The sequence below is a fragment of the Paenibacillus sp. cl6col genome (assembly GCF_900102125.1).
Taxonomy (GTDB): domain Bacteria; phylum Bacillota; class Bacilli; order Paenibacillales; family Paenibacillaceae; genus Paenibacillus_B; species Paenibacillus_B suaedae.
The window spans coordinates 394986-409624 of record NZ_FNAZ01000003.1; the positions used below are offsets into that span (position 1 = coordinate 394986).

General features: G+C 49.8%; 14 protein-coding genes. 4 read left to right on the plus strand and 10 right to left on the minus strand.

The window, feature by feature from the left end; genetic code table 11:
• Window positions 1-4 precede the first annotated feature (4 nt).
• Entirely contained in the window at window positions 5-1822 is a 1818-nt protein-coding gene (locus BLS15_RS09815; RefSeq protein WP_021256663.1) for an Rqc2 family fibronectin-binding protein, read from the plus strand.
• 139 nt (window positions 1823-1961) lie between these two features.
• Here BLS15_RS09815 and BLS15_RS09820 read toward each other — a convergent pair whose 3' ends face one another.
• The 9 genes from BLS15_RS09820 to BLS15_RS09860 all read right to left on the minus strand — a co-directional run bounded on the left by BLS15_RS09820 (window position 1962) and on the right by BLS15_RS09860 (window position 11055).
• The gene (locus BLS15_RS09820) at window positions 1962-2909 is read right to left on the minus strand and encodes a PHP domain-containing protein (RefSeq protein ID WP_021256664.1); all 948 of its coding nucleotides are present in this window, start codon (window positions 2907-2909) and stop codon (window positions 1962-1964) included.
• Entirely contained in the window at window positions 2906-3820 is a 915-nt protein-coding gene (locus tag BLS15_RS09825; protein ID WP_021256665.1) for a selenium metabolism-associated LysR family transcriptional regulator, read from the minus strand. The genes BLS15_RS09820 and BLS15_RS09825 overlap by 4 nt, the downstream gene beginning before the upstream one ends.
• Window positions 3821-4006: 186 nt before the next feature.
• Window positions 4007-4444: a hypothetical protein gene (locus BLS15_RS09830; RefSeq protein WP_021256666.1), complete on the minus strand. Its 438-nt coding sequence runs from the start codon at window positions 4442-4444 to the stop codon at window positions 4007-4009.
• A gap of 207 nt (window positions 4445-4651) precedes the next feature.
• Entirely contained in the window at window positions 4652-4915 is a 264-nt protein-coding gene (locus tag BLS15_RS09835) for a YlbG family protein (protein WP_021256667.1), read from the minus strand.
• 30 nt (window positions 4916-4945) lie between these two features.
• Window positions 4946-5365 (minus strand): YlbF/YmcA family competence regulator, encoded by a 420-nt coding sequence (locus BLS15_RS09840; protein WP_021262570.1) that lies wholly within the window; start codon window positions 5363-5365, stop codon window positions 4946-4948.
• A 91-nt stretch (window positions 5366-5456) separates the two neighbouring features.
• Entirely contained in the window at window positions 5457-7436 is a 1980-nt protein-coding gene (locus BLS15_RS09845; RefSeq protein ID WP_175460748.1) for a helicase-associated domain-containing protein, read from the minus strand.
• Entirely contained in the window at window positions 7396-9090 is a 1695-nt protein-coding gene (locus BLS15_RS09850) for a DNA repair helicase XPB (protein ID WP_090511594.1), read from the minus strand. Before BLS15_RS09850 ends, BLS15_RS09845 begins: the two co-directional genes overlap by 41 nt.
• 149 nt (window positions 9091-9239) lie before the next feature.
• A complete protein-coding gene (locus BLS15_RS09855; RefSeq protein ID WP_021256671.1) occupies window positions 9240-9665 on the minus strand; it encodes a CBS domain-containing protein in 426 nt (141 codons plus the stop codon).
• 199 nt (window positions 9666-9864) lie between these two features.
• Window positions 9865-11055 (minus strand): M20 metallopeptidase family protein, encoded by a 1191-nt coding sequence (locus tag BLS15_RS09860; protein ID WP_021256672.1) that lies wholly within the window; start codon window positions 11053-11055, stop codon window positions 9865-9867.
• Window positions 11056-11266: 211 nt separating this feature from the next.
• On the opposite strand from BLS15_RS09860, the gene BLS15_RS09865 reads away from it, so the two are divergent.
• Both BLS15_RS09865 and ftsW read left to right on the plus strand, forming a co-directional pair.
• Entirely contained in the window at window positions 11267-11608 is a 342-nt protein-coding gene (locus BLS15_RS09865; protein ID WP_021256673.1) for a YugN family protein, read from the plus strand.
• 34 nt (window positions 11609-11642) lie between these two features.
• Window positions 11643-12884: a putative lipid II flippase FtsW gene (ftsW, locus tag BLS15_RS09870; protein WP_021256674.1), complete on the plus strand. Its 1242-nt coding sequence runs from the start codon at window positions 11643-11645 to the stop codon at window positions 12882-12884.
• A 36-nt stretch (window positions 12885-12920) separates the two neighbouring features.
• Here ftsW and BLS15_RS09875 read toward each other — a convergent pair whose 3' ends face one another.
• Window positions 12921-13310, minus strand: a complete 390-nt coding sequence (locus tag BLS15_RS09875) for an Asp23/Gls24 family envelope stress response protein (protein ID WP_021256675.1) — start codon at window positions 13308-13310, stop codon at window positions 12921-12923.
• A gap of 198 nt (window positions 13311-13508) precedes the next feature.
• Between BLS15_RS09875 and cax the strand changes: the two genes are divergently transcribed.
• On the plus strand, window positions 13509-14573 hold the full coding sequence (cax, locus tag BLS15_RS09880; protein ID WP_028531246.1) for a calcium/proton exchanger: 1065 nt from the start codon (window positions 13509-13511) through the stop codon (window positions 14571-14573).
• The last annotated feature ends 66 nt before the right edge of the window (window positions 14574-14639 follow it).

Here is a 14639-nt window from a genome sequence, read left to right on the forward strand (position 1 = left end):
CATAATGTCATTAGATGGAATTGTAACCCGTGCCCTCGTCGATGAACTGCAACAGACGGTAGGCGCTCGCATTCTTAAATTATATCAACCTACCGAACACGACTTGATTCTGCATATCCGAACGGGAGGCAAAAATCGCAAACTGCTGCTCTCCGCCAACCCAACGTATCCGCGCATTCATTTTACAGAGCATTCGTACATGAACCCGCCGGAACCGCCAATGTTCTGCATGCTCATGCGCAAACATTGCGAGGGCGGCGTTATTGAGAAGATCGAGCAGATTGGCCGGGAACGTATTGTACATATTACCGTTCGTTCGCGGGATGAGCTTGGAGATGAATCACTGAAGAAGATCATCATTGAGCTTACAGGCAGACACAGTAACATTATCATTGTTGAACCGTCATCGTTCACCATTATTGACGGCATTCATCATGTCACTCCTGCCATCAGCAGCTTCCGCATCGTCATGCCTGGATTCACATATACAGCACCGCCTGAACAGCACAAACTGGATCCGCTGAGCGTGGAACCCGCTACCTTCCTATCCATGTTTGTGGAGCAGGCGGAAGAGTCAGCGGAACAACCGGAACAACGCATCGACTCCAAATATTTGTCCAAATGGCTTGTCCAGCACTTCTCGGGTGTAAGCCCACGATTGGCCGATGAGATCGTATGGCGTACAGGATTGTACGCTGTACCAACCGCCACGGAATCCACCGAGGAGACGCGTACACCGGAAACATTAGCCCAGCACCTGAGCGAAGCCTTTCTCCAAGCAATGGACGATGTCGCTAATCAGCGGTACAAGCCTACCCTGCTTGCAGATGAACGCGGTAAAACGTATTTTTCAGCGCTGAATATTACCCATATTCACGGGGAAGCACGATACTTCGATACAATGAGTGACTGTATGGAGCACTTTTATGGGGACAAGGCCGAGCGCGACATGATTAAGCAGCGTGTTGGCGATTTGTTCCGCTTCCTGCAACAGGAGCATACGAAGAATGCGAAGAAACTCGACAAATTAGAGGAAACGCTTAATGAAGCACAAGATGCGGATCGATTACGCATTATGGGTGAGCTGTTATTTGCATCCCTGCATATGATTACGAAGGGTGATAGAGATATCACACTCATCAATTATTACGATGAGAACGGTGCGTCCATGACGATACCGCTTGATCCGCTGCTCACTCCTTCAGACAATGCACAGCGTTATTTCAAAAAATATAATAAAGCTAAAAACAGCATCGCCGTCGTCCAAGAACAAATGTCTGCTGCCAAAGAGGAAAATCGCTATTTTGAAACTCTTATGCAGCAGTTGGAGGATGCAACGGTGCAAGATGCGCAGGAAATTCGAGAGGAGCTTGTTGGCCAAGGCTACTTACGTGACCGGGGTCGCAAGGACAAGCGGAAGAAGAAGGATGGACGTCCAACCATCTATTGCTACACGTCATCGGAAGACATTCCAATCTACGTAGGCAAAAATAATTTGCAAAATGAATATGTAACCAATCGCCTCGGCAAGCCAAACGATACTTGGCTGCACACCAAGGATATCCCTGGATCACATGTTGTCATACGCAGCGAACAGTTCGGAGATGCGACATTAGAGGAAGCAGCCCAGCTTGCCGCTTATTTCAGTCAGGCGAAGCATTCCAGCCAGGTGCCTGTTGACTATACACTTATCCGCCATGTGCGGAAGCCTAACGGAGCCAAACCTGGGTTCGTCATCTACGAACGTCAGAAAACGTTATTCATTACCCCTGATGCAAAACGCATTGAGGGCATGAGCCTGACCGTGAAGCAGGGCGGCTAACCGCAGTCTTGCACAGTATGCCAACCCGCTCACATACGAAGAAGACCTGCTAATCAGCAGGTCTTCTTCTCTATTCGTTCAAGTTGATCCTGTTAAGGAGTATCCCGAATTTGTTTGCTAGGTCTTAGTTCATTTTCATTTAGCTTCTTCGCTCCGCTTGATATTGCTCTGACCGCTCTTGAAGCTGCTGAACCATTTGCTCATGAACCCTACGTCCGCCCAAAGCCCCATGGAATACATCCCCCTTGCGCGCACCGTGGAAGTCAGAGCCTGCCGTTTGCAGCAAGTCTCTTGCACTTGCCATCTCGCTATAACGCTTCGCGTCCTCTTCCGAATGATCCGAATGCCATACCTCTATGCCATCCCATGGCGCCGTATCCAGCAACTGAAAGACCAGATCATCACGATGGTAGATGCCCGGATGTGCCATAACTGCAGCACCGCCCGCTTCATGAATCCACCGCACTGCCTCTTGTGGCCGTATGCGCGGCGGGTTCACATAAGCCTTGCCGCCAGCACCCAAATACTCATCGAAAGCCTCCTTCATATTACGAACAACGCCTCGGCGAACCAAGGCATCCGCGATATGGGGGCGTCCTACCGTCTCGCCTGGAGACAGCGGCCGCCCAAGCTCGGACACCACTTCCTCCATCGTCAGTGGAATTCCCAGCTCCGTCAGCTTCGCTACAAGCATTTCATTGCGCCGATCCCGCACAGCTCTCAAATCAGCCAACCGCTCCAGCAATCCTGCATCCTCAATATCTAAGAAATAACCAAGCACATGAATATCAATTCCTTCTTCCACCGTACTGATCTCAACCCCCGGTACGATGTGAATGCCATACTGTGCGCCGGCCTCAATCGCTTCAGGCACACCAAGCACCGTGTCATGATCGGTAATCGCCAGAGCCCTCAGACCCGCTAAATGGGCGAGCCGCACATTATAGGCAGGCGATGTCATCCCATCGGAAGCTATCGTATGGGTATGCAGATCCGCCCCGCCTGGCTCGACACTAGAACCGCCCATTCCTTGTCTTGCAAACAACATCGTCTCATCCACTTGAATGTCTTCCTTATGCTTATTCATCGTAATAGCTCCTTATCATGTCGATTGCGCAGCATCGTCAGCAGTGCCGTCGCAGACAGCGACAGCAGATCCGCTTGGGCATGAACCGCATAAAATTGCCGCTTCATGTTCACCTGCTGAATACGAACAGTCTTCAGCAGCCCGAGCGCTTCTTCATGCCGTACAACATACGGCGACAGCATCGTTACGCCAATTCCTGCCTCTACAGCAGATTTCACCGCTCCCGTGCTTCCTAGCTCCATCACAACATGGAGCTTCTCTGGGTCAACTCCCTGCTGGCGAAGCGCTTCCTCCATCACAATGCGCGTACCCGATCCCATTTCCCGCAGCACAAATGGATAAGACAGCACATCCTCAAGCTTCACTTCACTGACCGCTGCCAGCGAGTGATCCCGCGGCACAACCAGCAGCAGCTCATCCTCCATAATCGGCTCGACATGGATGTCATTATCCGCTACCGGAGCTTCCACGAGCCCGAGATGCAGCTGTTGACTGCGAATCCCCTCTACAATTTGCGAGCTGTTCATCACGCGCATATGGATGTCCAAATGCGGGTGCAGCTTGGCAAAATGACCGAGGAACGGCGGCAACATATATTCACCAATGGTCAAACTCGCTGCAAGCACAAGCTTGCCATGCAAGTCGAGTGTATAATTTGACATCATTTCCTCTGTTTCACGAACAAGCTCCATACAACGCTGCGCATAAGGGAACAGCTTATGGCCCGCCTCAGACAATTGCAGCTTCTTCGTAGAACGGTGCAGCAGCTTCGTTCCGAAATACTCTTCCAATGCCTGAATCTGCATCGTTACCGCCGGCTGGGTCATATGCAGCGCTTGCGCAGCAGCCGAGAAGCTTCCTCTTGTTGCGACGTTATAGAAAATATGCAGCTGATGAAAGTTCAACCCCATACGCCTTTCCCCTCTTTCCTAACTCTTCTGCTCTATTATAGCGTAAATCCGTAAGATGCAATAAGACTTCTCCTCCCACTGATATCATTGCGGCACCAACTCAGCTCGATGCTGTTGCCAAATCAAAAAAACCAATCAGATAATCTGATTGGCCTATTATATATGCGATGCAACTCGGAGAAGCATTCATCTATGTTTGCGGCTATTCTTCACCAACGTCATGCGCCGCGAATGCCGCAGCCATGAATAATATGTCTTCAAATCACGCAGTTCCATCGTCTCCGACATCTTGCCGAGAAAGGTAACGATAATCATCTTAGACAATGGATCACCTGCCAAATCGAACTCCGTGTCCGATTCCACGAACTCTGCTACCACAACCAAATCATCATCGATTAAGAACACATCCTGCTCATTACGGTAGTAAGAGATGATCCGATTCTGCTTCAAGCTGTCCCATATGAACGCTGCTATAGACTCAATATCCGCCTCTTCCTTCGCGATACGATCATTCCAGCGAGCCCGTGCATGATTCGTAATGACAACATTGGCTACTTTCTTATCGCCTAACAACACATAGAAAGGTTCATAGGTGCTCCATCGATTCATTACTTTATCTCTCATTGGCTTCACCACTCTCCACCATGTTAGGTCTTTATATCTATGTACATATACCCAATATATTACATGATGCGCCAACTGTTCACAAGTTCAAGACAGAACTTTTTCCTTCATTTTAGGAAATCTTTAACATAAAATCAGAAATTACAAAAAAATAGCAGCCCCCTCCAAATAGAATGGAGAGTTCTGCTATTCTGCTCTAATCTGATTTTACATACCGTAAAAACGAGTTTTGTCTGGAACATCCTTACTGTATTCCGTTTTAATCTCATTTCGATACGAGCGCTCAATCTTCTTCACGTAATTCAAGCGTTTCACATTTTTGACCGTCTCTTCTGCCTTCTCCGCATTTACATAAAGAACAGCATACTGCATCTTCTTCGATACATAGTGAAGCGTTCCGTATTTATCCAAGTTGCGCGCTGCTTTCACATCGTTTACCCAAATGATATACCCCGTCCGTTCAGGAATCATAACTCTCCTCGCTTTCCCCTAGCCGAGCTGCTATGAACAACTGCTGCAGCCGCCGCTGCAACCGCCGCTCCCGCATCCACCTTTCGGTTGTGGATCATTGCTCGGCACCTTGATCGTCTCAGATACTGCAAGAGCAATTGTTTCTGACAAGTTGTGCAGCAGCTTATCGACTGCTTCCTCAGCTTGCTTGAATTGAAATACTTCTTCTATAGACTCCAGCTCATGCTGTACAGCGAGCACTTCATCCTTCGCCTTATGATAATCGGGATGGAAGTGACCAAATCGCTCCGCTTCTTCAAAACGTTCCTTCTTACGGGCAAATTCGCGTACGAGCTGCTTAACCTGCTCATTGCCTTCCATGCGTTCTTTCCACATCACATAATCGGCAACCTCTATCGACTGGTTGATCATGTCGCCTAATTCATATGCATTGGTGAGCAGAACGGCCATATCGGCAACATCTTGCTTTTCTTCTATTGGCACGTTATCACGCTCAATTCTCTTGAAAGTATTGCGATTGAGGGCATACAGCAGTCCAACCCTACAGCAGCCCCTCCGGTACGATCAAGCGAACCTTGTCCCACTTCTCAGGAGACAGGTTGACAGGCTTGTCGCTCGACAGGCACGGCAATACGTAAGCTGTTACCGCCCAGCTCTTGTCATCGGACACCTTCGAGGTTAGCGGCACAATCACGTGCGTTCGCCCCTCTTCCTCGACTTCAAGCTGTGTCTGATGCCGAATGGCGGCCATCACCATATCACGCTTCGTTGAAGTATGATAGGGCCGCAATGCCTTCGTCCATTGGCTGGAAATGTCGTCGTAGCTATTCTCATCAACATCCTGCGCCATCGAACCGGTATCCATTTCATAATACTGCAATGAGGATGGACTGTAAACTGGCGCTTCATGATCTGCTTCCAGTTCCTCTTGTTCGCGTACCTCATTCTGCCATAGACATGGCATCCGCATCCGCTCTTCTCCACCCCAGCGCTGCAAGGGCGGCAGCTCGAAGCGAGCCAGTTGATTGGATACTTCATCAACATGTTCCCGATCGACAATATAATCGAGGGCACCTACGGGAATAAGCCATCTCTTGAGCGGCTCAGAACTGTCCATTGCGGACTGTACAGCCTGGGCTGTATCCGCATCTGTACAACGAAGCAGAATGACTTTTGCGAACTGAACTCTTCCGTATTGACGGCCCCACATTTCGATTGCATCGCGTACATGCCCCGGTACCCCCGTTAGCGAGCAGTTCTCTAGAAACGACAGAACCGACTGAACGGAGCGGCCATGCTCCAATCCGTTCTCGAACGAATCACGAGTCAAGCGATACGTGTCCATCTGATCGGACTTCCACAGTTCGGCAAAGACCTCCAATTCGAAACGAATGAGAAATGAGGTGTGAGGCGGCACCATAATCTCAAAATCGGGCTGGACGAATAGAACGCGTTGATGTACTCCTTCTTCCTGTTGTATGCTGCGGAACATCCAGCACCCATCCGACGTACCAACATCGCACACACCTAAGGAGTGGGCTGTTCTCAGCCAGTCCCGAATTTGCTCCCGCACCGCCTCATATGTATGTTCACTATCTTCGAGCCACCCAAGATGCCGACAAGCGTTCACAACGCTCTCTTCCGAGCTCCACTTGCGCAAACTTCCATAATAAAGTGCGGAATAAGCAATATGTCTTGCCAACGCCTCATTAGGCAAATAGTGCTCAATCACAACTTCGGCTATAGCCCGAAGTGCTTCGTGCGAAGGCAAGCTGAACCACCACTTCAACTGTTCTATCTGCACCGCATAGCTAGTTGGGTCTTTGCGCAGCAGCCCTAGCCGGAGAGCCATATCCAGCACGATGGCTACATGCACGGGCAACGACTCTGCAAACGGAATTTTGATGTTCCAAGATGCAAGTGCTTGTCCATCCAAACGAAGCAAGGAATCAAGCCGCGTGATTGCCCTCTTATGCAGGTTCCCTTTAGCCGTAAGCGGAAGGCCTTCATTCATGGCGTATACGAGCATTTGGAACAAATCAGTCAGCATCCCCTTGGAAGCTTCTACCGAGATTACACCGCCTCCAGGGAGAGGATGAAGGGAATACAGGAACGCATCTTCCATTTCCGCTACTTCCGGTACGTAATCATTCTTCGAGAACGCATCGTCTAGACGCATTGCAAGCAAATGCTCGTAAATGTCCTTCGGAATGAACAAAAGCCGCTCTCCCCATGATGTTCGGACACTTGCCAACAGACCTGACTTCAACAACGATCCGCAAGCAGCGCGCAGCATCGCCCCTGTTGCCTGAGGACCATGCCATTTACGCAGAGAATCCAATGCGAAAGGGAGAGTAGCGGTTCGATCGATCATGACATCGTACGAGACTCTATGCTCCTCAGACAGTGCTGCATATGCCTCGGCAATCCGGGCAGGATTGTCGTTGAATGTTCTCCACTGCTGGCTGCGTGGATGCTCCTTATCCTGTTCCGTTCGCTTCCATAGTTGATACGTATTCATGGCTGCCCTCCAGTTGCTCAATTGCATATTGGTACCCCTGTTCCACGAGGAACCGCTGTCGCTTCAAGGCGTAATCCCGCTCCTTCGTATCTTCGCTCACAACTGAATAGAAGCTTGCTTGTCTCCCATCCGCCTTCGGACGAAGCAGTCTTCCTAACCGCTGGGCCTCCTCCTGCCTTGATCCGAAGCTGCCAGAAACTTGTATCGCTACCGTAGCATCCGGCAAATCCACAGCAAAGTTAGCAACCTTGGAGACAATCAACACTTGTATCGCTCCTTGCTTGAACTGCGCATACAACTGCTCCCGCTCCTCTTGCGGCGTCTTCCCAGTCAATACAGGGGCATTCAGTGACTGCGATAACCGATCCAACTGCTGCAAATATTGCCCGATAACCAAAGTTGGAACACCGGGATGGCGCTGAAGGAGGCGCTTTACAGCCTCTATCTTCAATTCATTCTCTCCCGCGATTCTTGCCTTGTCTCGCTCGCCGGCTTGAAGGTAGTACCGTCTGCCTGCCTCTGATAAGGGTACACGAACCTCTACACAATCCACCTCGGCAATCCAACCATCCTGCTCCAGCTCCTTCCAAGGGAGCTCATACCGCTTCGGACCAATCAAGGAAAATACATCCCGTTCGCATCCATCCTCACGGACGAGTGTTGCCGTCAAACCAAGCCGTCTGGTTGCCTGTAAATCTGCCGTTGTGCGAAATACAGGAGCCGGAAGCAAATGCACTTCGTCATAAACGATAAGCCCCCAATCCCGCTCATGAAATAAGTGCATATGCTGGCACTCCCCATCCTTGTCTTGACGGTAAGTCATCATTTGGTAGGTAGATATCGTTACCGGCCGTACCTGCTTCGTTCTGCCCGTATATTCGCCAATCTGTTCATCTAACAGGGTCGTTCGCGCCAGTATTTCCCGCTTCCACTGCTTCACTGAAGTTGTATTCGATGTGAGAATCAAAGTCTCGCTTTGCAGCTCAGTCATAGCCGTAATCCCAACGATTGTCTTGCCCGCTCCGCATGGCAGCACAATGACGCCATCTCCCGCAGCACGTTCTTCACTGCCGATAAAAGCCCGTACGGCTTCCCGCTGATAATCCCGTACTCGGAAGCCTCCTTCATCTCGAAACCGGAAATCTAGCGGCTCCCCATCTCTGAATCCAACCCGATCCACAACCGGATATCCTGCATTAGCAAGCGCCCGCTTCAAGCGTCCACGATGCTTCGCTAATATAGCCACACAGCCATCCTGCGGCTTCCCTGTGAACAATCTGCCGACCTCTCGGTCTGACAACATGCGCTCTAACACTTTCGCATCCTTAGCATGCAAGGTAATGCTGGATTCTTTTTCTTCCCCATGCAGGACGAATAAGCCATACCGCCCCATCCACATCGCGATCTCTTGCTTGGCCTTAACAGGAACAGGGTAGGTTGCATGAGCATCCAGCACCGAGCAGACCATCTCCGCAGTCTTGCCGCTTGCCGCAGCATTCCATAGCGTAATTGGAGTCATTCGAAAGGTATGCAGCCCGTGCGGATTCTTCACCAACTCGGCAAATCCTAACAGAGCTCGGCGTACAACTGAATAGCCATCGGACTGCGAATTAACCAGTATCGTCATGTCCTGCTGAACTGCGAGCGTAAACATCTCTTTCGTCAATTTGCCGCACCTCCCTTCGCTTGTTACTATTTTTATCTATATAAGAATCCCCGAACTGTCCTTAACACAAAATGCAAAAAAGTCCATCCCTCCTCATAACAGAAGACGAGATGAACTGTACATGTTACATGTCTTGCCTAATGTGTGTAAGGCGATTCAGAAATCTCGCTGAGCGCCTGACCTGCTTCATCCGCAAATGGCGTCCGTTTCGCTAAGTCGCCGATGGACACGACCCCTACGAGCTTGCCGTTCTTCACGACAGGAAGACGTCTAACTTGCTCTTCAGCCATCAATGCAGCTGCGTCGTCAATCGTCGTATCCGGTGATATGCTAACGATCTCTTCTGTCATAATATGCGAAATCCGTGTGGAACCAGGGTGCTTGGCTGCAATGCCGCGAAGCACCAAATCACGATCCGTTACAGCCCCAACGAGTCGTTCTCCGTCAACTATCGGAATAAATCCCGTATCGTATTGCTTCATCTTGACGGCTGCCTCGTAGATGTTATCCAATACTGTACATGATGCACAGTTTGTCGTCATTACCTCTTGTACCGTTGACATCAGACATCCTCCTATTCAGGCATAGGTTGCCCTAATTGGAGGAGATTATCCAAGGTTATCAACCATTCTCCCATCATAGTGCGCTCTAATGCTCAGCCACGTATGTAATGCTGAATAAGAGGTTAGCTGGCTCAAATTTATTCTCATCCAATGGAGTCTGTTACGTATTCTATTCTACTATATCACAGGCAGCCAATGGCTACTTCTTCTCGGCCAATGCATCCAGAGCTAATCCGATCAACATCTGACCAGCGAGCAACATGGCAGACTCGTCGAAGTCGAACTTCGGATGATGGTGTGGATAACGAGCGTAGTCCTCGTTTCCAGCACCGACAAGTACGAAGCAGCCTTGAATCTGCTTCAGGTAATAGGCAAAATCTTCGGCTGGCATCATCATCTCTGCTTCCCGAACGCAATCCTGCCCCACCACTTCTGCTGCAATGCGGAAGACACGCTCAGCTTCGCTGTTGTCATTCACGAGTGCCGGATAGCCAACTCGAAATTCTAAGTCATATTCAGCTTCGTGCATTGCACAAGTCAGATCTACGATACGCTCGAAGCGCTGACGAAGCAGCTGGCGGACATCCGGATCAAACGAGCGTAATGTCCCCTTTAATTCCGCACGTTCTGCAATCACATTTTGGGTCGTACCCGCCTGTATGGAGCCAATGGATAGTACCGCAGGCTGAAGCGGCGATACGTTGCGGCTAACGATGGATTGCAGCTGCTGCACAAGCGAGGCTCCGATTAATACAGCATCTGTGCACAGATGCGGCATTCCTCCATGCCCGCCCTTCCCTGCAATCGTCAAGCGGAAGTCATCCACAGCTGCCATCATCGGCCCTTGACGCGTAGCTATGATGCCTGTAGGGATCGGTGTCCACAGATGAACGCCGTATATCCGATCTACACCTTCCAGCGCGCCATCACGGATCATAGCCTGAGCGCCGCCAGGGCTTACCTCTTCCGCAGGCTGGAACAGCAACCGTATTTCTCCTGACCAATGGCTTCGATGCTCTGACAGCACCTTAGCTACCGACAGCAGCGTAGCCGTATGTCCATCATGACCACATGCATGCATCACGCCGGCAACCTGTGAACGGTATTCACACTGCTTCTCATCTTGAATCGGAAGCGCATCCATATCTGCACGCAGGGCAACGACTGCACCATCACCATTGCGAATGCGGCCTACCACTCCGTTGCCACCAATGCCGGTTTCAACCTCAATTCCGAAGGAACGCAACTGTTCCGCTACAAATGCGGATGTCTTCGATTCTTCATAGGACAGTTCCGGATTCTGATGCAAGTAACGTCGCCATGCAATCATCTGGTCAAACTGCGCTGACAAAGCTTCCTTCCATAAGGACGATGCCTGAGACACACTCATCCTTCTCTCCCCCTACGTTTCCATTTTCATAATTGTACCATAACATGCATTCTTTCGTAGACATCTTTGCATGATTCTGCCTGAAATATGGAGCCATATCCGCTCCTGCTAGAGGTGTCTTGCGCAAGCGTAGGAAACATACTATCATGGTAGAGAGTAAAGATGGTTGTACTTACAAGGTAGACGAGAACTCGAAGGAGGAAAGTGGTACATGATAATCGAAAATTCTGGCCTGATCGGGCTTGAATCCGACCTTGCTTATCTTGATGAAGCAATGGAGAAGCTCGGTTTCTTTCGCGGCCAATGGGAGTATTACCGTGCTACATACGACTTGAAACTGGAAGCAGGCAGCGAAGACTATTATTTGCGTATTAACACACGGGTGAAGGAAGGCAAGCTGGAGAAGCCAGATGCGATTCTGGCAATCGAAGCGGTCTACATGGGACGTGCGTCTTTCCCGCACGGATTGGATTATGAAACACCCATTCCGCAAGCACAGCTCAACACTGCTACCCAACGCCTGCATCAATTGAAGGAAGCGCTTAGCGCGTAGTGGTTCTCATTTGAGTAGATCAACATATAAACCCATGAAACGAGATACCCCGTCTCCACCAGCCAAAGGCACGCCGGATTTCACCTTGCTCGTGCTTACGTTATTGCTAGTTGGATTCGGTGTCGTCATGGTATATAGTGCGAGTTCTAGTCTGGCTGCCGTTTCTGCTTTATACAACCATGATGCACTTTACTTCGGCAAGCGTCAGCTCATGTGGGCTGGACTTGGATTCATCGCAATGCTCATTGCAATGAATATCCCGTACAGGATGTATAAAAAGTTATTTATCCCTTTATTTATTGCTACGATTATAATGCTAATGCTCGTCCCGTATATAGGTAAGGATGTGAACGGAGCGCGCAGCTGGTTCGGCATTGGTGGTACCATTGGGGTACAGCCGACAGAGCTGGCTAAGATTTCAATTGTTCTGTACTTGGCCGCCTTAATTACCAAGAAGGGCGAGAAATTTCGAGATTTCAAAAAAGGGCTCTTCCCTGTTATGATTATCGTCGGCTTCGTTGTCGGCCTGATCATGCTGCAGCCCGACTTTGGGTCTGCCATGATTCTAGCCTTCTGTGCCGGTGTTATCGTCATTGCAGGCGGAGCCAACCTGAAGCACATCATGAATTGCCTGTTGGTAGGACTGACAGGTGTGATTGTCGTTCTAGGATTGCATTTTTTGTTATCGCCTGGGAAGCTGACGGATGGATATCAATTCGCCCGCATCCAGTCCTGGCTCGATCCCTTTCACGATTCGCAGAATACCAGTTATAATCTCCTGCAATCATTGAAGGCGATCGCTCATGGCGGATGGACTGGCGCTGGGTTCGGTCAGAGCATCCAGAAGCTGCTCTATCTGCCCTACCCGTATAATGACTTCATCTTCGCCATCATCGCCGAGGAATGGGGCTTTATTGGAACAAGCATTTTCCTGATCGTCTATTTGATGTTCATCTGGCGCGGCATCATGATCGCTCTACGGTGTCCAGATACGTACGGGACACTTGTTAGTGTCGGCATCGTTGGGATTATCGCCGTTCAAGCCTTCATTAACATCGGGGGCGTAACGAGAACGATCCCGATAACCGGTGTCACGCTTCCACTCATCAGTTATGGCGGTTCCTCGCTGCTCATTACGATGGCGAGTATCGGCATATTGCTCAGTGTGTCACGCGAGGCGAATCGGATGAATCATGATAAGAAGCCAATTGGGAGCTTGCCGAATTCCCGCGAGCGAACAACCAAAAAAGACTACCGACCTCTTAGGTCCGTGTAGTCTTTTTTTTCGTGGTGTGCATGCAAGCATAAGTGCCTATTTACTGATTCGCTGGATCTCTTCCAGTTCCTCATCTTTAAATGCGACGCCCTCAACCTTAACATTAATTTCAACGACGCCTAGTCCGGTCATATTCTGAACCGCTTCGCGGACGTTTAATTGCAACTGGCGGCACACTTCCTGAATTGGCATGCCATACATGACAATCACTCGTAGATCTATAGCGGCTTCCACTTGGCCTACCTCTACAGATACACCCTTTTGTACATTCTTGCCGCTCAATCGCTTCGCCCAGCCTTCGGACAGTCCGCCTGACATAGCAGCAATACCTGGAGTTTCAAGCGCAGCAAGACCAGCGATTGTGGCGACGACATCGTCGGATATCCGAATGTTACCTTCCTGCGTGTTCAATTGTTCCTCAGCCATCGTCATCCTCCTTTCTGTCTCCCCTATATTGTAGTCGATTTTTGAACATGAAAGCAAACAGTGTATTCAACTCGAATCAGATTCAATTTCACACCGACGATATGGATCAATTGGCATAGTTTACAAACGAAAATCAGTTCGCTATATTAAATATCAGATGTTTTGCCCCATACCTTATGAACGTTAGGAGTGATCGGTTTGCGCAACCGACTGTTTTTTGCGCTTTTGTGCACTACATTCGTCCTTAGCGGGGTAGGTCATTACCTTCACTGGAATATGACATTGCAATTCGTCATCTCCGCAGTCTCGATTATTTTCGTCGCCGGCTTTCTTGGACGGGCCACAGAGAGTGTATCCCACTACGCAGGGCAGCGGCTCGGTGGCTTCCTTAATGCAACCTTCGGCAATGCAGCTGAGCTCATCATCGCAATCTTCCTTGTTCGGGAAGGATTGTTCGACATGGTCAAGGCCAGCTTGACTGGTGCGATTATCGGCAACTTACTGCTTGTATTGGGGCTTAGCTTATTTGTAGGGGGCTTAAAATACAAGGTGCAGCGCTTCAACATCGAGCTTGCAGGCATGAACGGTTCTCTGATGCTGCTTGCTGTGATTGCCTTATTCGTGCCTGCCGCATTTTTCACCACTCATTCGATTAGTGCAGAAGGCACGAAGACGCTCAGTCTCATTGTTGCCGGCGTATTGATCGCTGCTTACTTGCTCTGGCTCGTGTTCTCTATGATTACCCATAAGGACCTGCTCACCGATGAATCAGCGGTTGGCGAGGAACAGGCAGAAGAAGAGCCAGCTTGGTCAAAGTCAAAGTCTATCGTATTCCTGCTCCTAGCTACGGTTATGGTCGCATTCGTGAGTGAATGGCTGGTTGGCACCCTTGATTCGTTCACCGCACAATTCGGCTTATCCGAACTGTTCGTGGGCGCATTCGTTATTGCAATCGTCGGTAACGCCGCAGAGCATAGCGCAGCCGTCATGATGGCGATGAAGAATAAGATCGGCGCAGCTGTCGAGATTGCAATCGGCAGCAGCTTGCAAATTGCTCTGTTCGTAGCACCAGTACTCGTATTTGTCAGTGCTCTCTTCGGGCAAACGATGGACATCGTATTTACAACCATTGAAATGGTGGCCATTGCGGTCTCTGTCTTTATCGCGAAGTCGATTTCTCAGGATGGACGTACAAATTGGTACGAAGGACTGCTGCTGCTCGCTGTGTATATTATTCTTGGCGTATCTTTTTACCTCGTATAGGCGTTCTGATTCATGATTCGTGTATGGAAACAGCTTGCCGTTGTCCCCTTCCTTCCATTTGCCAAC

Coding starts and splice junctions, on each gene's coding strand:
- BLS15_RS09815 (WP_021256663.1), top strand. CDS start 5: ATGTCATTAGATGGAATTGTAACCCGTGCCCTCGTCGATGAACTGCAA.
- BLS15_RS09820 (WP_021256664.1), bottom strand. CDS start 2,909: ATGAATAAGCATAAGGAAGACATTCAAGTGGATGAGACGATGTTGTTT.
- BLS15_RS09825 (WP_021256665.1), bottom strand. CDS start 3,820: ATGGGGTTGAACTTTCATCAGCTGCATATTTTCTATAACGTCGCAACA.
- BLS15_RS09830 (WP_021256666.1), bottom strand. CDS start 4,444: ATGAGAGATAAAGTAATGAATCGATGGAGCACCTATGAACCTTTCTAT.
- BLS15_RS09835 (WP_021256667.1), bottom strand. CDS start 4,915: ATGATTCCTGAACGGACGGGGTATATCATTTGGGTAAACGATGTGAAA.
- BLS15_RS09840 (WP_021262570.1), bottom strand. CDS start 5,365: ATGGCCGTTCTGCTCACCAATGCATATGAATTAGGCGACATGATCAAC.
- BLS15_RS09845 (WP_175460748.1), bottom strand. CDS start 7,436: ATGAATACGTATCAACTATGGAAGCGAACGGAACAGGATAAGGAGCAT.
- BLS15_RS09850 (WP_090511594.1), bottom strand. CDS start 9,090: ATGTTTACGCTCGCAGTTCAGCAGGACATGACGATACTGGTTAATTCG.
- BLS15_RS09855 (WP_021256671.1), bottom strand. CDS start 9,665: ATGTCAACGGTACAAGAGGTAATGACGACAAACTGTGCATCATGTACA.
- BLS15_RS09860 (WP_021256672.1), bottom strand. CDS start 11,055: ATGAGTGTGTCTCAGGCATCGTCCTTATGGAAGGAAGCTTTGTCAGCG.
- BLS15_RS09865 (WP_021256673.1), top strand. CDS start 11,267: ATGATAATCGAAAATTCTGGCCTGATCGGGCTTGAATCCGACCTTGCT.
- ftsW (WP_021256674.1), top strand. CDS start 11,643: ATGAAACGAGATACCCCGTCTCCACCAGCCAAAGGCACGCCGGATTTC.
- BLS15_RS09875 (WP_021256675.1), bottom strand. CDS start 13,310: ATGGCTGAGGAACAATTGAACACGCAGGAAGGTAACATTCGGATATCC.